Source organism: Streptomyces griseoloalbus, from assembly GCA_014650015.1.
GTDB lineage: Bacteria > Actinomycetota > Actinomycetes > Streptomycetales > Streptomycetaceae > Streptomyces > Streptomyces griseoloalbus.
In genome coordinates this window covers 39148-58175 of sequence record BMUD01000004.1, presented here as the reverse complement: position 1 = coordinate 58175, position 19028 = coordinate 39148, and the positions used below count along the sequence as shown (strand labels likewise).

Below are 19028 nucleotides of genomic sequence, written 5' to 3'. Positions count from 1 at the left end.
CACGTGATTCCTGGTGAAGAGACGGCTCCGGTCCCGCGTGGTCACCAACTGTCCGCCTCGGATGTGACCGTGGCGTACGACGGCGCGGACGTCGTGCACGACGCGGCGCTGACCCTGCGGCCCGGCGAAGTGACCGCCCTGGTGGGCCCCAATGGCAGCGGCAAGTCGACCCTGCTGCGCACCGTCGCCCGGCTGCAACGGCCCCGGCACGCCACACTCACGATCGACGCCGGCACCGACGCGCTCGCACTGAGCCCGCGGGACTTCTCCCGCCGCGTCGCCCTGCTGTTGCAGGGGCGCCCCACACCCAGCGGTCTGAGTGTGCGGGACGTCGTCGAATTCGGCCGCTACCCGCACCGGGGCCGATGGGGCGGAACGGACCCCGGCGGCCGGGCCGCCGTGGACCGCGCACTCGCCCTCACCGGCGTCGCGGAACTCGCCGAGCGCGGGGCCGAACACCTCTCCGGTGGGCAGCTCCAGCGCGTGTGGCTGGCCGGCTGCCTCGCCCAGGAGACCGGCGTCCTCCTCCTCGACGAACCCACCACCTACCTGGACTTGCGCTACCAGGTCGAACTCCTCGACCTGATGCGGGACCTGGCCGACGAGCACGGCATCGCCGTCGGCGTCGTCCTGCACGACCTCGACCAGGCCGCGGCCGTCGCCGACCGGATCGTGCTCCTCGCGTCCGGACGCGTCGTCGCCGAGGGCCCGCCCGAGGACGTCCTCACACCGGAGCGCCTGACCGAGGTCTACGGCATCCGGATCGAGGTCGACGCCGACCCCCTGACCGGCCGGCTGCGCACCCGCGCCATCGGCCGCCACCACACCCGAAGCGAAAGGCTCAGCACCACCTCATGAGACGCCTCCTGCTCACCGTGCCCCTGGCCACCGCCACCGCCCTCCTGCTGACCGCCTGCGGCACCACCGAACCCGCCGCCGACGACGTCAAGGAGTCCACCGAGGCCATCACCCTCACCGGCGCCTCCGGCGAGAAGGTGGAACTCGACGGCCCCGCCAAGAAGGTCGTCGGCACCGAGTGGAACGTCGTCGAGAGCCTGATCTCGCTCGGCGTCGACCCGGTCGGTGTGGCCGACGTCAAGGGCTACACGACCTGGGACACCGCCGTCCCGCTCGAGAACGAGCCCAAGGACATCGGCACCCGCGGCGAACCCAGCATGGACGCCATCGCCTCGCTGAAGCCCGACCTCATCGTCACCACCACCGACCTGCAGCCCAACGCGGTCAAGCAGTTGCGCAAGGTCGCCCCGGTCCTGGAGGTGAAGTCCGCCGACGCCTCCGACCCGATCGGCCGGATGCTGGAGAACGTCGACCTCATCGCCCAGGCGACCGGCACCACCGAGCGCGCGGCGACCCTGAAGAAGGACTTCGAGGCCAAGCTCGCCGCGGGCAGGAAGGCCCTCGCCGACGCCGGCCTGGACGGCGCGGAGATCGCCTTCGCCGACGGCTACGTCAACTCCAACCAGGTCTCCCTGCGCCCCTACACCTCCGGATCGCTCATCGGCGCGGTCAACGAGCGGCTCGGACTGAGGAACGCCTGGAAGCAGAAGGGCGACGAGGCCTACGGCCTGGCCGCCACCGACGTCGAGGGACTGACCGACCTGGGGAAGGTCCAGTTCGTCCACATCGGCAACGACCAGGACCCCAGCAGCGACCCCTTCGGCAAGGAACTGGCGAAGAACTCCGTCTGGACGTCGCTGCCGTTCGTGAAGTCCGGTGACGTCCACCGCATCGACGACGGCATCTGGATGTTCGGCGGCACCGGCTCGATGGAGGCGTACGCCGACTCCCTCGTCGCGGCGCTGACGAAGTAGCGCGATGGCCGTCACCGCCACCACCGCCTCCGCCCGCCCGGCGACCGTCGCGTCCCGGGCGGGCGCGGCCGCGGTGACGACCGCGCTCGTGCTCCTGGTCGCGGCCCTCGCCGTCGTCGACATCACCCAGGGCACGGCCGCGGTCGGCCCGGCCGAGGTGCTCAAGGCCCTCACCGGACAGGCCGATCCGGCCGACGCGTCCGTCGTCATCGCCTCGCGGCTGCCCAGGATGACCGCCGGGCTCCTCGTGGGCGCGGCACTCGGCATGGCCGGCGTCGCGCTGCAGGCCGTCAGCCGCAACGTCCTGGCCTCCCCGGACACCCTCGCGGTCAACGCGGGCTCCTACCTCGCCCTCGGCCTCGCCGCCGTCACCGGGGTGTCGCTGCCGCTGCTCGCCTCCTCGGGCATCGCCTTCGCCGGCGGACTCGCCGCGGCGGCCGTCGTCCTCGGACTGTCGGGGCTCGGCGCGGGCACCGTACGGCTCGTGCTCGCCGGTACCGCGCTCGCCCTCGGCCTCACCGCCGTCACCGAAGGGCTCCTGCTGCTGTTCCCCCGGCAGACCGAGGGCCTCTACCGGTGGAACCAGGGCAACATCGGCCAGAACGGCTTCGACGGCGTCGTCCAGATGCTGCCCGCCGCCGTCGTCGGACTCGCCGGCCTCCTGCTCATCGCCCGCCGGGTCGACGCCCTCGCCCTCGGCGACGACGCGGCCCGCGGGCTCGGCGTGCCGGTGCGGGCCACCCGGGTCACGGCGGTCGTGCTGGCGACGCTGCTCTCCGCGGCCGCCGTCACCCTCGCCGGCCCGATCGGCTTCGTCGGCCTGTGCGCGCCGGCCCTCGTCCGCCCGCTGGCCCGCCGGTTTCGGGGGTTCCTGCGGCTGCGCACGGGTGTGCCGGTCGCCGGTCTGGTCGGTGCGGCGCTGGTGCTCGGGGCGGACGTGCTGCTGCGTACGTCCGTCGACCCGGACACCGCGGTCGCCGTTCCCACCGGTGTGGTCACCAGTCTCGTCGGCGCGGCGTTCCTGGTCGTGATGGCGGCCCGGCTCCGCGACACCGCCCAAGCCGCCGCACCGGACACACTGCGCATCCGCGGCCGTGCCGTCTTCCTCACGACGCTCACGGTCCTCTCGATCGCCCTGGTCGGCATCACCGTCGCCGCCGTCCTGCTCGGCGACAGCAAGCTGCTGCTGGGCGACGTGGTCAACTGGGCGCAGGGCAGGGCCGGCCGGACCGTCTCCTTCGTCCTGGACACGCGCACCCCCCGGGTGTTCGCCGCGCTGCTCGCCGGCGCGGCCCTCGCCCTGGCCGGAACGCTGGTGCAGGCCGTCACCCGCAACCCGCTCGCGGAACCCGCCGTACTGGGCGTCTCCGGCGGTGGCGCGCTCGGGGCCGTGGTCCTCGTGACGACGGTCCCCCTCGCCGGGGCGTGGAGCGTCGCCGGAGCCGCCTTCGCGGGGTCCGCGGTCACCGCGGTCGTCGTGTTCGGCCTCGCCGCGCGCGGCGGCTTCCAGCAGAACCGGCTGGTGCTCGTCGGCGTGGGTGTCGCATCCGGGACGACGGCCCTGATCAGCCTGCTGATCGTGCTCACCGACCCGTTCAACGCCGGCAAGGCCCTCACCTGGCTGTCCGGCTCCACCTACGGCCGGACCCTGCCCGACGTGCTGCCCCTCGCCGGCGTCCTCGCCGTCGCCGTCGCGGTGGCCGCCGTACGGCACAGGGAACTCGACCTGGTCTCCCTCGACGAGGACACCCCCCGGCTGCTCGGACTCGACCTGGCGCGCGGGAGGCTGGGCTTCCTCGTGCTGAGCGTGCTGCTCAGCGCCACCGCCGTGGCCGCCGCGGGCACCATCGGCTTCGTCGGCCTGGTGGCGCCGCACGCGGCGCGCGCCCTCGTCGGACGGCGGCACACCCGCGTCCTCCCGGTCGCGCTGCTCCTCGGCGCCGTCCTGGTGTGCACGGCGGACCTGCTGGGCCGCACGGTGATCGCACCGGCCCAGCTGGGCGCCGGCCTCATGACGGCCGTGATCGGAACGCCGTACTTCCTCCACGTGCTGATGCGCGGCCGCCGATAGGCCGTGCCGGGTGGTGCCGCGGGCCCCGCGGGGGCGAGGAGGGGAACACCTCGTCGCGGGGCCCGCGGTGTCGTGTGCCGCCGACAGCGGAAGCCGCCGGAAGCCGCCGGTGCCGTCGGCCGGCCGACGGCACCGGGCCCGGTGAACGGGGTGCTCAGCCGAAGGCCTTGACGGCCTGGTAGTACGTCCACGCGGTGCTGTCGCAGGCGCTCTTCGTCCCGCCGCCGTAGCGGGCACAGACGCGCTTGAGGTCCTCGTAGAAGGCGCTGTCCAGGCGTGACTTGTTGGCGTCGAAGCGGCCGATGGCCTTGTAGTTGCGGTAGCCGAAGTCGTGGCGGGCGCAGGACATCGAGAAGGGGAAGCCGAACGGGTTGTCCGGGGAGGTGGAGCAGTAGTCGGTCGTCCAGTTGAACTGGTAGGCGGCCCAGGAGGCTTGGTTGGCCCGGGCCGCGGCCCAGAGGTTGTGGCTCGATGCGCTGGTCTGCGTCCAGCTCGCGAGGACCTGGGCCTTGTCGGCGGGTACGGCGTCGGCGGCCGTGGCCGTGCCCAGGACGCTGACGAGGGCCAGGGCAGGGGCGGCGAGCGCGGTGGCGAGTCTCTTTCGGTGCATCCCACAACCTCCAAGAGGAGTGCGGCCCGACCACCGGACCGCAGGTTCATGACAAGATCATGCCCGTTGCTGATGTCCCTGCACACCCCGTGCCGCCCAATGAACCGTCAACTCCTCAAATCCACCGGACGCGGGGGAGGTGAACCGGAGGCAGGTCCGAGGAAACCGGCGAAACCCAGACCTTCACGTCGGTCGCCGAACGGGAGGCCCACCACCGGTAGCCGGCATGTGAGGGACAAAGGCAGCTGACAGGCCGTGACGCGACGGACTATGCATCACCCGCGTCCCGGCCCGCGCTTCCGTCTCGACCTCCACCGCCACCTGTGGGACGCCCGCCGCACGGACGAACTGCGGTACCGGTCCGGGGCCGGGCGACCCACGGGCGACCGGCACGAGGCGACGGATACGACGCCACCGGGGCTGCTCCCGCCCGGGCACCGCTGCGCCGTCGACCGACCCGGAGCGCGGACCTGAGCGGCGACGGGACCCGCTCAGGTCCGCGCGGTACCCGGCGGCCGGTACGTCCATTCCCGGTCCGCGTCGGTGATCTGCCGCAGCACGCGGGCCGGCGTCCCGGCGACGACGGTCATCGGCGGCACGTCGGCGGTCACCACACTCCCCGCGCCGACGACCGATCCCCGCCCGACGGTCACGCCGGGCAGGATCACCGCGCCGGCCCCGATCCACACGTCGTCCTCGATGCGCACCGGAGCCGAGAACTGGCTGCCGTCCCGGCGCAGTCCCGGATGGACGGGATGCCCGGTGGTGCTGATGGTCACGTGCGGTGCGACCATCACGCGGTCGCCGACGAAGACCTCGACGTCGTCGACCAGGGTGAGACCGAAGTTGACGTACACGTCGTCACCCAGGTGCACATGACGGCCGTAGGCGACGTGCAACGGCGGTTCGATCCACACCCCGTGGCCCACCGAGCCGAGGAGTTCGCCGAGGAGACTGCGGCGGGCCTCCTGGTCGCGCGGGCCGGTGCCGTTGTACTTCGCGGCGAGTTCCTTGCCGCGGAACCGCTCCTCCTCGAGTCGTTCGAGGCCGGGCGCCGAGTCGGTGTACAGCTCGTGGTCCGCCATGCGGCGCCGTACCTCCCGCTCGGCGGTGTCGTCGTGCGGCACTGGTTCTCCCTCGGGTGTCGTGGCAGCGGCCCGGCCGCACCACCGCACGGGCGGTGCGACCGGGCCGTCGCCGTGGAGCGGGGTCGGGTCAGTCCGTCACGTCCGTGACCGTCCACCGCTGGTTCGCACCGGAGTTGGGCGGCCAGGTCGTGACCGCGGCGCCCTCGTGCGTGGCCTGGCCGCCCACCTCCAGGAGGCGTCCGGTGGCCGCGTTGACCAGGGTCCAGGTGTCGTCGCCCGTGGTGGACATGATCCACTCGGCGGCCGGTTCCCGCTCGCCGGTGTGCGGTTCGGCCACCGGGGCGTCGTCACGCACGGCCAGCCGCTTGCCGTCCACCGGGTTGGTGAACTCGTAGCGCTGACGGACGCCGTCGTCGGGACGCACGGCGCTCAGCCGCCACTGCTGGGCGGCCGAGCCGGCGCCGGTGCCGATGACCAGGTTCGTGCCGTCGTCCGCGACGGTGACCGCCTTGCCGCTCTGCGCGCCGGTCAGCGTGTACGTGTGGCCCTTGCGCAGCAGCGGGGCGTCCTGCGCGACGCCGGAGACACCCTTGACGACGAACGACGTCACAGACTGGGCGGGCACGGTGAAGGTGGCCGCGCGGTCGGTGACCGCGATGGCGTCGTGCCGTGCCAGCTTGCCGTCGGCGCTGGTCACGATCGGTGTCACGGTCGCGTCCGGGCTGACGCGGCGGAACTCGGACAGGTCGAGGGTGACCTCGCGCGGCGCCGTGGTGCTGTTGACGTGGACGAGGGAGGCGCCCTTGCCGTTCTTCGTCACCGCCGCCGCGCTGGAGGTGTCGTTCACCTTGATCAGCCGGTCACCGGGTTTGATGAAGTGGGTGAAGTTGCGGGCGGTGTCGAACTTGGTGTTCGTGTGGATGGGGCAGGTCTCGAGGGTGTCCTCGGCGGTGCAGCTGAAGGGGAGCTGGATCTCGCCCCAGTTGCCGCCCTTGGCGGACTCGCCGCCGGGCTTCATGTTGTCGTAGTCCTCGACGGGCTGCCAGAACACCCAGGCGCGCGGCTCCAGTTCGCGCAGGTCGTCGACGATGCGCTGGGCGAGGCCGAGACCGGGGCGCATGTCGGTGAAACTCTGCCCGTCACCCCAGTCGCCCTCGACCTCGCTCATCCACAGCGGTTTGTCCTCGGCCTTGGCGATGTCGCGCACGGTGGTGCGCTGACCGGTGCCGTAGGTGTGGACGTTCATCTGGTCGACGAGGTCACGGGCCTCGGGGGAGTAGGCGTTCCAGTTCTGAGCGAAGATGGACGGGTTGGTCTCGTCCATCGCGGAGATGTCCGCCCCGGTCCTCGCCTTCTTCAGCGCGGGGGCGAGGGCGTGGAGCACCTTCTCCTGGAGTTCGGGGCCGATGTGGGCGCCTTCCTGGCGGCCGCCGACGGGTTCGCCGTCCGGGCCCAGGCGGGTGCTCCAGTAGTTGGTGTTCGGCTCGTTGAACGGGTCGACGGTGTCGACCTCGATGCCGTGCGCCCGCTCCAGCCGCTTGGTGGCGCCCGCCAGGTAGGCGGCGAAGTCGTCGACCGACTCGGTCTTCAGCTGGTCGGCGGTGGCGTCGAACCCGCCGGAGACGTACCCGCTGACCGTCATGAACCAGGGCGGGGAGTTGCTGAAGGTCTCCCAGTGGGTGATGTCCTTCTTGATGCGGTCCACCCACCAGCGCTGGGTGGCGTCGGCGTCCTCGTTCCAGTCGGCGGGGTCCTCGGCGTCCCACCAGTCGGTGTCCTCGCGGGTTGTGCCCGCGGGCGCCTTCCACCAGCCCTCGACGGCGCCACCGGCGCGCAGATAGTCCTTCACGTCGGGGGCGTTGCCGCCGCCGACGTTGTACCGGGCGATGTTCAGGGCCAGTCCGTCGTCGCCGAAGAGGAGCCGCGCGAGCTTCTCGCGTACCTCGGGCGGGTAGTCGCCGGTGGCGTTGGCGAACCAGACGAGGCTGGTGCCCCAGCCCTCGAACTGCTCCTGCTGGTACGAGGGATCGGGCCGGACCGTGACGGAGGAGGCGTCCGCGGCCACCTGTGCGGTGGAGGACGGGGCGGACAGCAGGGCGGCCCCGGTCGCCAGGGCGGTGAGCCCGGCGGCGGTGAGGAGCCGTCTGCTGCGGGTGCGGCGTGCCATCGGTGTGCTCCCAACGTTGAGGTGGTCGCGCTCTGGTGGACTCCCGCCGGATTCGCCGCCGACGGGAGGCGGACGGCCCCCGGGACGGGTGCGTGCCGTCCCGGGGAGCCGAAGGGGGTCTCAGGCGACCGGCTGCCGCAGTACGGCGACCGCGCGGGGCCCGAGGGTCAGGGCGCCGTCGGCGCCGGTGGTGCCGACGAGTACCTCTCCGGCGAGGCCCCGCACCGGAACGGTCTCGTCGGTCCGGTTGACCAGGAACAGGAACCGGCCGTCGGCGCCCCGGCGTACGGCGGGCTCGACCAGCCCGCGGATCTCGGCGGGCAGTTCGCTCTCCACACCGGTCTCCGCCAGCAGCCTGGGCAGCAGGGAGGTGAGCCCGTCGACGCCGAGCCGGGTGGAGACGTACGCGGCCGAACCGGAGCCCGTCGGCCGCCGGGTGACCGCGGGCCGGCCGGCCTGGAGGCCGGTGCGGTAGCGGGCCACGACCTCGGTGTCGGCGGCGGTCACCGTGATCCGGTCGGTCCACAGCGTGCCGGTCGTGGCGTCGTCGAGTTCCACGCCGACGCCGGGGAGCAGCGGGCCGAACTCCTCGATGCGGATCCCGAGCAGGTCCCGCAGGGCGCCCGGGTAGCCGCCGAGCCAGACGTGGTCGTGCTCGTCGACGACACCGGAGAAGTACGTGGTGATGAGGTGGCCGCCCTGTTCGGCGTACCGGGTGAGCGTCTTGGCCAGGTCGGCGGGGACCAGGTGCAGCACGGGCGCGATCAGGACCTGGTGGCGGTGCAGATCGGCCCGGGTGGTGACGAGGTCGGCGCGGATGCCGAGGGCGAGGAGGGCCGCGTACCAGTCGAGCGCCTCCTGCCGGTAGTCGAGCAGGGAGGTGGGGTGCGAGTCCTGCTCGCTCGCCCACCACGACTCCCAGTCGTAGAGGATGCCGATCCGCGCGGGCTCCCGCTCGGACCCGGCGACCGGGGCGAGCGACTTCAGGGTGGCGCCGAGCTCGGCCACGGCGCGGAACAGGTCGCTGTCCGCACCGGCGTGCGGGACCATGGCGGAGTGGTACTTCTCGGCGCCCGCCGCCGACTGCCGCCACTGGAAGAAGCAGACCGCGTCCGCTCCGTGCGCGACGTGCAGCAGCGAGTCGCGGGCCAGGTCGCCGGGGCGCTTGGGCACGTTGACGGGCTGCCAGTTGACGGCGCTGGTGGAGTGCTCCATCAGGAACCAGGGCCGCCCGCCGGAGATGCCGCTGGTGAGGTTGGCGGAGAAGGACAGCTCGTCGCGGTCGTGCGGGCCGGGGTGCACATAGTGGTCGTTGGAGACGAAGTCGATCTCGTCGGCCCAGTCGGGGTAGTTCATGCCCTTGGTGCCGCCCATCACCATGAAGTTGGTGGTGACGGGGACGCCCGGCGTGATCTCCCGCAGGATCTCCCGCTCGGCGCGCAGATGGTCCTTGAGCGCGTCCGAGGAGAACCGCTTGAAGTCCAGCTGCTGGGTGGGGTTGGGATGGGAGGCCGCCAGGCGGGGCGGCAGGATCTGGTCCCAGTCGGTGTACCGCTGGGACCAGAAGGCCGTGCCCCAGGCGCTGTTGAGCGCGTCCACCGAGGTGTAACGGGCGCGCAGCCAGTCCCGGAAGGCGCGGGCCGCGTCGTCGGAGTAGTCGTAGACGTTGTGGCAGCCCAGCTCGTTGTTGACGTGCCAGGCGACCAGTGCCGGGTGACCGGCGTACCGGGTCGCCAGCTCCCGCACCAGGCGCAGCGCGTACCGGCGGAAGACCGGCGAGGTGGGACGCCAGTGCTGGCGCGCCCCCGGCCACAGCGTCTCGCCGGTGGCCGTGACGGGGAGGATCTCCGGGTGGGCCGTGGTGAGCCACGGCGGCGGGGAGGCGGTGGCGGTGGCCAGGTCGACTCCGATGCCGCCCTGGTGCAGCAGGTCCAGGACCTCGTCGAGCCAGCCGAAGTCCCAGGTGTCCTCGGCCGGTTGGATACGTGCCCAGGAGAAGATCCCCACGGACACGAGGTTCACGCCGGCCTCGCGCATCAGCCGGACGTCCTCCTCCCACACGGAGCGGGGCCACTGCTCGGGGTTGTAGTCGGCGCCGTAGACGAGACGGGGGGCGGGGTCACCGTCCGCCCCGCCGGCGCGGGACAGGAGGGTGGAGATCATGGCGGTCCTTCCGGTGTGGGGGCCGTCGGGCGGCGCGGGGTGTGCGCGCCGCCCGGCGTGCTGCTTCTCGACGGCTACTTCTCGACGGTGAAGCCCTGCTCGTTGCCGTACTTGACGGAGGCGTCCTGCCAGGTCTTCAGGCCCTCGGTCAGCGTGGTGCCCGAGACGTAGGCCTTGCCGACGGTGTCGTTGAAGATCGAGTTGGCGTACACCTGGTACGGCAGGTACGACCAGTCGTCGGCGACGTTCGCGGCGGACTCGGCGAAGATCTTGTTGGCCTGCTGCCCGCCGAAGTACGGGAACTCGGTGTTCTGGAACGCCTGGGAGTTCAGCTGCGCGGTGGTCGCCGGGAAGGCGCCGCCCTTCACCCGCGTGTCCACGCCCTTGCCGGCGTTGGCGTACTCGACGAAGGCGTAGGCCAGCGCCTCGTTCCCGCCGAGCTCGGGCAGGGTGAGGGCGCTGCCGCCGTTCTCCGCGCTCGCCTTGCCGCCGGCCTGCCACTGCGGCAGCGGGGCGACGCGCCAGTCACCGGCGGCGTCCTTCACGCCGGAGGCGAGGTTGGCGGGCATCCAGGCGCCGATGGCCAGGGTGGCGATGGTGCCGTCGCCGAGACCCTTGTACCAGTCGTCGGACCAGCTGGTGACGGGGGCGACCAGCTTCTCGTCGATGAGCTTCTGCCAGGTGGCGGTGTAGGTCTTGGCGCCCTGGTCGGAGAAGTCGATCCCCACCGTGGTGCCGTCGACCTCGTACGGGCGTGAACCGGCCTGCCACAGCATGCTGGTGGTGAGGCCCGCGTCGCCGACGTCGTTGGTGATGTACGCCTTCGGGTCCGCCTTCTTCAGGGCGCGGGCCGCGTCCACGTACTCGTCCCACGTCGTCGGCACTTCGATCTTGTGCTGGTCGAAGACCTTCTTGTTGTAGAACAGCGCCATCGGGCCGGAGTCCATGGGCAGGCCGTAGATGCCCTCGCCGCCGGCCTTCACGCCGTTCCACGGGCCGGGGGAGTACCGGTCGGCGAGCTGATCGGCGCCGAAGCCCTTGAGGTCGGTGAGCTGCTTCGTCAGCGCGTACTGGCCCATGGCGTAGTACTCGACCTGGGCGACGTCCGGGACGCCCTTCTTCGCGGACATGGCGTTCTGCAGCGCCTTGTACTGGTCGTTGCCGGTGCCCGCGTTGACGAGGTTCACCTCGACGTTCGGGTGTTCCTTCTCGAAGTCGGCGACCACCTGCTTCAGCGTGGGTTCCCACGCCCAGACGGTGACCGTGCCGCCCTTCTTCAGCGCGGCCTGGACGTCCGACCCGGAGACCGTCTTGGGGCCGGACCCCTCGTCGTCGGATCCGCCGCAGGCGGTGGCGCCCAGGGCGAGGGCGCAGACGAGGCCGATGCCGCGCAGCAGGCGGCGGGAGTGCTTGAGCATGGTCGTGCTTCCACTTCTTCGTGGCCGAAACCGATGGGAAAACAGGGGCAGGGACAACCACCTCGCGGACACCGCCTGTCCGGGCGGGGCGGCAGGGCGGACGGACCGCGCGACGGCGGACGACGGGGGCGCTATTCCTTGACGCTTCCGGCGGCGAGTCCGGACTGCCAGTACTTCTGCAGCAGCAGGAACGCGGCGATCAGCGGGACGATGGTGATCAGTGAACCGGTGACGACCAGATGGAAGACGGGCTGGCCACCGGCGGTCTCGGCCTGGGCGTTCCAGCTGTTCAGGCCCAGGGTGAGCGGATACCAGTCAGGATCCTTGATCATGATCAGCGGCAGGAAGTAGTTGTTCCAGGTCGCGACCATGGTGAACAGCGAGACGGTGACGATGCCCGGCGCCAGCAGCGGCAGGGCGACCTGGAAGAAGGTGCGCACCTCGCCGGCGCCGTCGATCCTGGCCGCTTCCATCAGCTCGGTCGGAATGGCCTCACTGGCGAACACCCACATCAGATACAGGCCGAACGGGGAGATCAGCGAGGGGATGATCACCGCCCAGGGGGTGTTGGTCAGACCCATGGTGCTGAACATCAGGAAGGTCGGCACCGCGAGCGCGGTCCCCGGCACGGCCACCGCGCCGATGACGACCGCGAAGACCGCCCGGCGTCCGGGGAAGTCGAACTTGGCGAGCGCGTAACCGCCCAGCACCGCCAGGAAGGTGGCACCCCCTGCGCCCACCACCACGTACAGCAGGGTGTTGAGCAGCCATCGGGCGAAGACGCCGTCGGCGTAGGTGAACGTCTCGGCGATGTTGTCCCAGAGGGCGAAGTCGCCGTCGAACCACAGGCCGAACGAACGGGACAGCCCCTCCTGGGTCTTGGTGGCGCTGATGGCCAGCCACACCAGCGGAACGAGGCTGTAGAGCAGCACCAGGCCGGTGAGCACGGTCAGCAGGACACTGCGGCGCGGCCGCCCGGGGGAGTGCCGGCGCCGGGGCGTGCGCAGCCGGACGGCGGAACCGGACGACGGTGACGACGAGGCCGCGGAACCGGCGGGGGCGGGGGTGACGGTAGGGGTCATCGCTGCCTCACACTCCCTTGCGCATGCCGCGCAGCTGGACGACATAGGCGATGACCATGGTGATCAGCCCCATGACGATGGCGACCGTCGCGGAGTAGTTGTGCTGCTGGCCGGAGAAGGACAGCGAGTACGTGTAGAAGTTCGGGGTGTAGTCGGTGGTGATGGCGTTCGGCGCCAGCTTCTGCATGACGTTGGGCTCGTTGAACAGCTGGAAGCTGCCGATGATGGAGAAGATCGTCGCGATGACGAGGGCGCCGCGGATCGCGGGCAGTTTGATGGCGGTGATCACGCGGATCTGGCCGGCGCCGTCGATCTCGGCCGCCTCGTAGAGGGAGTTCGGGATGACGCGCAGCGCCGAGTAGAAGATCAGCATGTTGTAGCCGACGAACTCCCAGGTGACGATGTTGCCGATCGAGGCCAGCACCAGCTCGGGGGAGAGCGGGTCGGGCAGCGAGACGCCGATGGCGTCGTTGATGTCGCCGACGAGGCCGAAGCGGGTGCCGTACATGAAGCTCCACATGAGCGTGGCGACGACGGCCGGCACCGCGTACGGCAGGAAGATCGAGATACGGAAGAAGTTCTTGCCGTACAGCCGGCCGCTGTCCAGTGCCAGGGCCACCAGCAGGGCGATGCCGAGCATGACCGGCACCTGGACGCACAGGAAGAGCGAGACCCGGCCGAGGGCGGCCCAGAACCGGTCGTCCTGGAGCGCCTGTTGATAGTTGTCGAAGCCGACGAAGGTGGTCCCGCCGATGAGCTGGTCGCGGAAGAGGCTCAGATAGACCGAGTACGCGATCGGTGCCAGGAAGACCAGGGCGAACACGGCCACGAAGGGACCGATGAACCCCCACCCCGTCCAGGAGCGGCGTTCCCGTCTCGGCGGGGGCGGGGCCGGCCGCGGCTCGGCGGCGGCCACCGGCGGTTGCAGCGTCGTCATGTCGTTCCTCGCTCGTCACCATTGCGGAACCGGCGGCTGCCCCGGCCCGGAGCCGGGCCGTATGCCCCAGCACGCGATGTTTACGCAAACATCACCCACCGCGAGGAGGTGCGGAGCTGTTATGTTTACGTAAACATTCGATGGCGGCATGTTTACACTGCGCCGACGACGACGGTCAAGGGTCCCTTCGGGGACCGTGACGTGAGCAACCACAGGAAGGCGGCGGACGTCGAGTGGACACGGTTGAGAGAGCGTCGGCGAACCTGCCCGGCCCCGTCACCGAGGTGGCCGGGACCGCGCGGGAGGTGGCCGGCGGCACTCCCGCTCCCAGGCGCACCCGTGCCCGTACCACGGCGTCCATGGCGGATGTGGCACGCCTCGCGGGGGTCTCGTCCCAGACCGTCTCCCGCGTGTCCAACGGCTACGCCGGGGTGACCGAGGAGACCCGCCGCCAGGTGCTGGCCGCGATGAAGGAACTCGGCTACCGGCCCAACAGCGCGGCCCGCGCCCTCAAGCGCGGCGAGTTCCGCACCATCGGCGTCATCACCTTCACCCTGTCCACCACCGGCAACGTGCGCACGCTGGAGGCGATCGCCACCTCCGCCGCGGCGGAGGGGTACGCGGTGACGCTGCTGCCGGTCGCCGTACCCACCCAGGACGAGGTGCGCGGCGCGTTCTCCCGGCTGGAGGAGCTCGCCGTCGACGCCGTGATCGTCATCATGGAGGTCCACCTGCTGGACGCGGCGACGGTCACCCTGCCCCCGCACGTCCAGGTCGTGGTGGTCGACTCCGACGCCGGCGACCACTACACGGTCGTCGACACCGACCAGGCCGGCGGTACCCGCGCCGCCGTGCAGCACCTGCTCGACCTCGGCCACCGCACGGTGTGGCACCTGGGCGGCCCGGAGGGCTCCTTCGCCGCGCAGCGCCGCACGGACGCCTGGCGTGCCGCCCTCACCGAGGCCGGACGCGTGCCGCCGCCCCTGGTCCGGGGCGACTGGTCGGCCGACTCGGGCTACCGGGCCGGCCTCGAACTCGCGGCCCACGACGAGTGCACCGCCGTCTTCGCCGCCAACGACCAGATGGCCCTGGGCCTGTTGCGCGCCCTGCACGAACGCGGCCGGCGCGTCCCCGACGAGGTCAGCGTCATCGGCTTCGACGACATCCCCGAGGCGTCCTCCTTCCTGCCCCCGCTGACCACCGTCCACCAGGACTTCGCCGAGGTGGGACGGCTCTGTGTCCAGGCGGTGCTGCGCAAGATGCGCCAGGTCGGCCCGCAGCGGGGCACCACCCTGGTCCCGGCGCGACTGGTACGGCGCGACAGCACGGCGCCGCCGCCCAGCTCCGTCTGAGGACCCAACTCCACCCCCTGCTGTGCCAGTTGGTGTGCCAGACTTGATGATCGTCAGGCACTCTCGATCCACTCCTCGGGACGGACTCCGCCATGTCGACCGGCACACCCTCCAGCCCTCCGCAGATCGACACCAGCAAGGCGCATCCGGCGCGGGTCTACGACTGGCTCCTCGGCGGCAAGGACAACTACCCGGTCGACGAGGCCGTGGGGGAGAAGCTGCCGCCCGAGGCGCGGGACGCCGCCCGCCAGAACCGCCGGTTCATGCAGCGGGCGGCCGCCTGGCTCGCCGGGCAGGGCGTCGACCAGTTCCTCGACATCGGCACGGGCATCCCCACGGAGCCGAACCTGCACCAGATCGTGCAGGGCATCGTCCCGTCCGCGAAGGTCGTCTACACCGACAACGACCCGATCGTGCTGCGGCACGCCGAGGCCCTGCTGGTCAGCAGCCCCGAGGGTGCCACGGACTACATCGCGGCGGACGTGCGCAGCCCCGGAGACATCATCCGGCACGCTCGCGGCGTGCTCGACTTCGAGCGCCCGATCGGGCTGTCCCTGATCGCCCTCATGCACTTCCTCCCCGACGACCAGGACCCCCTCGGCATCGTCGGCGAGCTGCGGGCCGCCCTGCCGTCGGGCAGCTACCTCGTGCTGTCGCACGCCGCGTCCGATCTCCACTCCGAGCTGGCGGAGCAGGTCACGGCCGAGTACGCCCGCGCGGGCATACGCCTGGGCTTTCGCACCCGCGCGCAGGTCGCCCGCTTCTTCGACGGCCTGGACCTGGTCGAACCCGGTCTGGTGACCGCGCCGCAGTGGTACCGGACGCCCCCGGCGCCGACGCCCGAGGACAGCGGCATCTACGCCGGTGTGGCCCGGCTACCCTGAGGCCCGCACGTCATCACCGCCGTACGGTGCCACGGGTGGACCGGGGGGTTGCGCGGGCGTGTACTGTGAGGTCAGTTGCAGTTGTGGTAGCCGAAAGGCTCGAGGGGTGGCAGAAACGCCTCTCGCCCTCATAACGTTCACTTCGCAGCTGGGGCCCGCATCATCATCGATGCAGGCCCCGTCCGCTGCCGGAAGCATCTTGCTGTGGGCGTTCCTTGACAGGTGCCACTTCAAGGAAGGTTCCGCTTGAATCGCGCCCGCACCAATAATCGTTCCGCGCCCACGCGCACCCGCACCGGAGCAACGGCATCAGGCCGCTCCGGTGCTCCTCGTCGCTCCCGAGGACCGGCCGGCAGAGGGCCCTCGGTCCAGGGCGAATTCGCTCTGCCGACGACGATCACCCCCGCCCTCCCCGCCGTGCGGGAGTTCGCCGAACTCGCCCTGCCGGCGGAGATGCTGGCCACCCTCGGCCACGAAGGCGTGACGGTCCCGTTCCCGATCCAGGCGGCCACACTGCCGAACTCCCTGGCCGGCCGTGACGTGCTCGGCCGCGGTCGGACCGGATCCGGCAAGACCCTCGCCTTCGGTCTCGCGCTGCTGGCCCGTACGGCGGGCCGGCGCGCCGAGCCCCGGCAGCCGCTCGCCCTCGTCCTCGTGCCCACCCGGGAGCTTGCCCAGCAGGTCACCGACGCGCTCACGCCGTACGCCCGTTCCCTCAGGCTCCGGCTGGCCACCGTCGTGGGCGGGATGTCGATCGGCAAGCAGGCCGGGGCCCTGCGGGCGGGCGCCGAGGTCGTCGTCGCCACCCCCGGGCGGCTCAAGGACCTCATCGACCGCGGCGACTGCCGGCTGGACGAGGTCGCCATCACCGTGCTCGACGAGGCCGACCAGATGACCGACATGGGCTTCATGCCCCAGGTCACCAGGCTGTTGGACCAGGTGCGGGCCGACGGCCAGCGGATGCTCTTCTCGGCCACGCTCGACCGCAACGTCGACCAGCTGGTGCGGCGCTACCTGAGCGACCCGGTGGTCCACTCCGTCGACCCCTCGGCGGGCGCGGTCACGACCATGGAACACCACGTGCTCCACATCGACGACACCGACAAGCGCCGGACGACGACCGAGATCGCGGCGCGAGACGGCCGAGTGATCATGTTCCTGGACACCAAGCACGCGGTGGACAAGCTGACCAAACACCTGCTGAACAGCGGCGTCCGCGCAGCGGGCCTGCACGGCGGCAAGTCCCAGCCCCAGCGCACCCGTACCCTCGCCCAGTTCAAGGACGGGCAGGTGACGGTGCTGGTGGCGACGAACGTCGCGGCGCGCGGCATCCACGTCGACAACCTCGATCTGGTCGTCAACGTCGATCCGCCCAGCGATCCCAAGGACTACCTGCACCGCGGCGGACGCACGGCCCGCGCCGGCGAGACCGGCAGCGTCATCACCCTGGTGACGCGCGACCAGCGTCGCGAGATGAGCCGGCTGATGGCCCAGGCGGGCATCACCCCGCAGATCACCCAGGTGCGGTCGGGCGATGCGGAGCTGAGCCGCATCACGGGTGCCCAGGCCCCTTCCGGCGTTCCGGTCGTCATCGCCGCGCCGGTCGTGGAACGCCCCCGCCGCGCCGCGTCCTCGTCGTCACGTGGCCGCCGAGGCCGTAACGCCCAGGGTCGCGGCGCCGAGGGCCGCAGTGCCCAGGGCCGTAATGCCGAGGGCCGCAGTGCCCAGGGCCGCGACGCGCAGGCCGCCCGCTCCACCGAGGGCCGCACCGCCCAAGGGGGCCGCTCGGCCGCGGAGCGCACGGCGCAGGGCCGGACCGCCCAGGGACGGCGCACCGGTGAGGCTCCGCGCCGCAGGGCACGGAGGGAGCCGGCCGCGGACCGCGCGGCCTAGGGGATGTCGTTCGGATCGTGCCGCGCCGTTTCCCGGAGCCGGCCCGATCCCAACGACACCCCTGGGACGCACCGCGTCCACGACGACATGACGAGAAAGCGACATGGTGACATGGCGTCCTGGTGGTACGGCCGTGGAGGCGGCCCGGCCGCCGTGGCGCCTGTCGCCCCCGATCGACCCCAGTCCGCCGCAGACCACCCACCCACCCGGGTCGGCCCGTCTTCCTTCTCCTCCTGTGAGGCAACATGCGCTGTGTCATCGCCCGATACCCGTTCGACCTGACCAAGGCCGGAGTCCTGGAGTCGATGAAGGGGATCACACCCGAACCGATCACGGGTGAGTCCGTGACCATCGGCCGCCGCCGCTACCCCGCCAAGCAGGTGGGACAGGTCATCACCCGACAGGACCGCCGCGACTTCTCGAGTGGCGAAGTCGTCCGGGCCATGGCCCGCCTCGGCTTCACCTGCCACGCCCACCCCGAGGCCGCGCCGCCCGTGCGCGACCTCTCCCCGCTCGAGACGGCATCGGAGCTGCTGGGCAGCCCGACCACCGGGCAGGTTTGAGGCGGGGCGACCGACCGGCTGCCGCCACCGGACCACCGGGGAGGCGGCGTGGAGCGGGACGCGGACCCTTCGGCGAGGGCCGAAGGGTCCGCGGTTTACCGTCGTCCCATGAACGTCTTCTCCGACCCCGGCCGGCGCCGTCCGTCACCGGACGGCGATGACGTGACCGGGGGAGCGGCGTGACACCGGCGGAGATGCTCGGCGTCTTCGCGGCGGGAGTCGGCGCCGGCGCCATGAACGCCGTCGTGGGCTCCGGGACGCTGGTCACCTTCCCCGTCCTGCTCGCCACCGGACTGTCCCCCGTCACCGCCACGGTCTCCAACGCCCTCGGTCTGATCCCCGGCTCCATCAGCGGAGCCATCGGTTACCGCAGAGAACTCGCCGGCCAGGGACGGCGCATCCGGAGGCTCGGCGTCGGCTCGGCGCTGGGCGGTCTGGCGGGCGCCACGCTGCTGCTGGCCCTGCCCGCCGAGGCGTTCGAGACCATCGTGCCGACCCTGGTGGGGCTCGCCCTCCTCCTCGTCGCGTTCCAGCCCCTGATCAGCAGGAAGGTACGTGGCCGCCGCCGGCCGGAGCGGCATCCCTCCCGACGTGACGGCGGATGGCTGCTCTTCACCGGTCTGACCCTGGCCAGCGTCTACGGCGGCTATTTCTCCGCCGCGCAGGGCATCATCTACATCTCCCTGATGGGCCTGCTGCTCGACGAGCCACTGCAACGCCTCAACGCCGTCAAGAACGTGCTCGTCGCGATCGTCAACATGGTCGCCGCGACCTTCTTCCTCTTCGTCGCCGACTTCGACTGGACTGCCGTCGCGCTCATCGCGGTGGGTTCGGCCCTGGGCGGTCAGCTCGGGGCCAGGACGGGCCGGAAGGCCAGCCCCGCGGTCCTCCGCGTCCTGATCGTCACGATCGGCACCATCGCCCTCGTCCAGCTGCTGCTCCGCTGACCGGGCGCTTCGCCCCGGTCG

Annotated in this window: 15 protein-coding genes; 8 read left to right on the top strand and 7 right to left on the bottom strand. The window is 71.6% G+C overall.

Annotated features, from left to right (window positions below; genetic code table 11):
- Positions 1 to 3 precede the first annotated feature (3 nt).
- Genes IE178_RS07405 through IE178_RS07395 form a run of 3 tightly spaced genes read left to right on the top strand, consistent with a single transcriptional unit; the run spans position 4 to position 3903 of the window.
- Complete coding sequence (locus IE178_RS07405; protein WP_184762792.1) at positions 4 to 858, top strand: ABC transporter ATP-binding protein; 855 nt, start codon at positions 4 to 6, stop codon at positions 856 to 858.
- The gene (locus tag IE178_RS07400; protein WP_184762793.1) at positions 855 to 1832 is read left to right on the top strand and encodes an iron-siderophore ABC transporter substrate-binding protein; all 978 of its coding nucleotides are present in this window, start codon (positions 855 to 857) and stop codon (positions 1830 to 1832) included. The genes IE178_RS07405 and IE178_RS07400 overlap by 4 nt, the downstream gene beginning before the upstream one ends.
- 4 nt (positions 1833 to 1836) lie before the next feature.
- Entirely contained in the window at positions 1837 to 3903 is a 2067-nt protein-coding gene (locus IE178_RS07395) for an iron ABC transporter permease (RefSeq protein WP_193511679.1), read from the top strand.
- A 154-nt stretch (positions 3904 to 4057) separates the two neighbouring features.
- On the opposite strand, the gene IE178_RS07390 is transcribed toward IE178_RS07395, so the two are convergent.
- The 7 genes from IE178_RS07390 to IE178_RS07360 form a co-directional block, all read right to left on the bottom strand.
- The gene (locus tag IE178_RS07390) at positions 4058 to 4513 is read right to left on the bottom strand and encodes a phospholipase (protein ID WP_184762795.1); all 456 of its coding nucleotides are present in this window, start codon (positions 4511 to 4513) and stop codon (positions 4058 to 4060) included.
- Positions 4514 to 5004: 491 nt separating this feature from the next.
- Positions 5005 to 5598, bottom strand: coding sequence for a sugar O-acetyltransferase (locus IE178_RS07385; RefSeq protein WP_193511862.1), 594 nt, complete (start codon positions 5596 to 5598; stop codon positions 5005 to 5007).
- 130 nt (positions 5599 to 5728) lie between these two features.
- The gene (locus IE178_RS07380) at positions 5729 to 7768 is read right to left on the bottom strand and encodes an RICIN domain-containing protein (protein WP_193511678.1); all 2040 of its coding nucleotides are present in this window, start codon (positions 7766 to 7768) and stop codon (positions 5729 to 5731) included.
- 120 nt (positions 7769 to 7888) lie between these two features.
- The gene (locus IE178_RS07375) at positions 7889 to 9931 is read right to left on the bottom strand and encodes a beta-galactosidase (protein WP_193511677.1); all 2043 of its coding nucleotides are present in this window, start codon (positions 9929 to 9931) and stop codon (positions 7889 to 7891) included.
- A 74-nt stretch (positions 9932 to 10005) separates the two neighbouring features.
- Positions 10006 to 11349, bottom strand: coding sequence for an ABC transporter substrate-binding protein (locus IE178_RS07370; RefSeq protein WP_193511676.1), 1344 nt, complete (start codon positions 11347 to 11349; stop codon positions 10006 to 10008).
- Between the two features lie 131 nt (positions 11350 to 11480).
- Entirely contained in the window at positions 11481 to 12431 is a 951-nt protein-coding gene (locus tag IE178_RS07365) for a carbohydrate ABC transporter permease (RefSeq protein WP_184762799.1), read from the bottom strand.
- A gap of 7 nt (positions 12432 to 12438) precedes the next feature.
- Positions 12439 to 13368 carry a carbohydrate ABC transporter permease gene (locus tag IE178_RS07360; protein ID WP_193511675.1) on the bottom strand — a complete coding sequence of 310 codons (930 nt, stop codon included), beginning with the start codon at positions 13366 to 13368 and terminating at the stop codon, positions 12439 to 12441.
- Between the two features lie 359 nt (positions 13369 to 13727).
- Between IE178_RS07360 and IE178_RS07355 the strand changes: the two genes are divergently transcribed.
- The 5 genes from IE178_RS07355 to IE178_RS07335 all read left to right on the top strand — a co-directional run bounded on the left by IE178_RS07355 (position 13728) and on the right by IE178_RS07335 (position 19007).
- On the top strand, positions 13728 to 14720 hold the full coding sequence (locus tag IE178_RS07355; RefSeq protein WP_184762801.1) for a LacI family DNA-binding transcriptional regulator: 993 nt from the start codon (positions 13728 to 13730) through the stop codon (positions 14718 to 14720).
- Positions 14721 to 14812: 92 nt separating this feature from the next.
- Entirely contained in the window at positions 14813 to 15604 is a 792-nt protein-coding gene (locus tag IE178_RS07350) for an SAM-dependent methyltransferase (RefSeq protein WP_184762802.1), read from the top strand.
- Between the two features lie 246 nt (positions 15605 to 15850).
- Positions 15851 to 17497: a DEAD/DEAH box helicase gene (locus tag IE178_RS07345; RefSeq protein ID WP_184762803.1), complete on the top strand. Its 1647-nt coding sequence runs from the start codon at positions 15851 to 15853 to the stop codon at positions 17495 to 17497.
- Between the two features lie 245 nt (positions 17498 to 17742).
- Positions 17743 to 18060, top strand: a complete 318-nt coding sequence (locus tag IE178_RS07340; protein WP_184762804.1) for an SCO5918 family protein — start codon at positions 17743 to 17745, stop codon at positions 18058 to 18060.
- Between the two features lie 194 nt (positions 18061 to 18254).
- Positions 18255 to 19007, top strand: coding sequence for a sulfite exporter TauE/SafE family protein (locus tag IE178_RS07335; protein ID WP_438874359.1), 753 nt, complete (start codon positions 18255 to 18257; stop codon positions 19005 to 19007).
- Positions 19008 to 19028 lie beyond the last annotated feature (21 nt).

What these genes read in the sequence shown, in the direction of transcription:
- IE178_RS07400 (WP_184762793.1), top strand. Translation starts at nt 855, where the DNA reads ATGAGACGCCTCCTGCTCACCGTGCCCCTGGCCACCGCCACCGCCCTC.
- IE178_RS07395 (WP_193511679.1), top strand. Translation starts at nt 1,837, where the DNA reads ATGGCCGTCACCGCCACCACCGCCTCCGCCCGCCCGGCGACCGTCGCG.
- IE178_RS07390 (WP_184762795.1), bottom strand. Translation starts at nt 4,513, where the DNA reads ATGCACCGAAAGAGACTCGCCACCGCGCTCGCCGCCCCTGCCCTGGCC.
- IE178_RS07385 (WP_193511862.1), bottom strand. Translation starts at nt 5,598, where the DNA reads ATGGCGGACCACGAGCTGTACACCGACTCGGCGCCCGGCCTCGAACGA.
- IE178_RS07380 (WP_193511678.1), bottom strand. Translation starts at nt 7,768, where the DNA reads ATGGCACGCCGCACCCGCAGCAGACGGCTCCTCACCGCCGCCGGGCTC.
- IE178_RS07375 (WP_193511677.1), bottom strand. Translation starts at nt 9,931, where the DNA reads ATGATCTCCACCCTCCTGTCCCGCGCCGGCGGGGCGGACGGTGACCCC.
- IE178_RS07370 (WP_193511676.1), bottom strand. Translation starts at nt 11,349, where the DNA reads ATGCTCAAGCACTCCCGCCGCCTGCTGCGCGGCATCGGCCTCGTCTGC.
- IE178_RS07365 (WP_184762799.1), bottom strand. Translation starts at nt 12,431, where the DNA reads ATGACCCCTACCGTCACCCCCGCCCCCGCCGGTTCCGCGGCCTCGTCG.
- IE178_RS07360 (WP_193511675.1), bottom strand. Translation starts at nt 13,368, where the DNA reads ATGACGACGCTGCAACCGCCGGTGGCCGCCGCCGAGCCGCGGCCGGCC.
- IE178_RS07355 (WP_184762801.1), top strand. Translation starts at nt 13,728, where the DNA reads ATGGCGGATGTGGCACGCCTCGCGGGGGTCTCGTCCCAGACCGTCTCC.
- IE178_RS07350 (WP_184762802.1), top strand. Translation starts at nt 14,813, where the DNA reads ATGTCGACCGGCACACCCTCCAGCCCTCCGCAGATCGACACCAGCAAG.
- IE178_RS07340 (WP_184762804.1), top strand. Translation starts at nt 17,743, where the DNA reads ATGCGCTGTGTCATCGCCCGATACCCGTTCGACCTGACCAAGGCCGGA.
- IE178_RS07335 (WP_438874359.1), top strand. Translation starts at nt 18,255, where the DNA reads ATGCTCGGCGTCTTCGCGGCGGGAGTCGGCGCCGGCGCCATGAACGCC.